This is a genomic window from Curtobacterium sp. HSID17257, assembly GCF_003989515.1.
Lineage (GTDB): Bacteria > Actinomycetota > Actinomycetes > Actinomycetales > Microbacteriaceae > Curtobacterium.
In genome coordinates, this window is record NZ_RBLU01000249.1 from 1 (window position 1) to 472 (window position 472).

General features: G+C 75.0%; 1 protein-coding gene. It reads left to right on the plus strand.

All coding sequences use genetic code 11. The features are described 5' to 3' along the window. On the plus strand, positions 1-472 hold a 472-nt coding region (locus D8M35_RS16255; protein WP_148113426.1), incomplete at both ends, for a serine hydrolase.

The following is a 472-nucleotide window of genomic DNA, read 5'->3' on the forward strand; positions in this document are numbered from 1 at the left end:
TTGACGGTCCGAGCGCTGGTCGACGCCGCACTCCGGCAGAGCGACAACACCGCGGCGAACCTGCTCGTGGAACGGCTCGGCGGCGTCGGCGCAGTGTCCCGGTGGCTGCACGGGATCGGTGACGACGTGACCCGGGTGGACCGCGTCGAACCCGACCTGAACACGGCGGTCCCGGGCGACCCGCGCGACACGACGACCCCGGCGCAGTCGGCGGCCGACCTGCGCGCGGTGTTGCTCGGCGATGCACTCGACCCCGACGACCGGGCGCTGCTGCGGTCCGCGATGGCGGGGACCACCACCGGCGACGGCACGATCCGGGCCGGCGTGCCGGACGGGTGGTCCGTCGCGGACAAGACCGGGACGGCGTCGTACGGGGTGCGCAACGACGTCGCGGTCGTGCAGCCTCCCGGGCGGGACCCGATCGTGCTCGTGGTGTTCACCACGCGCGACGGTGCCGGCGCGGACGCCGAGC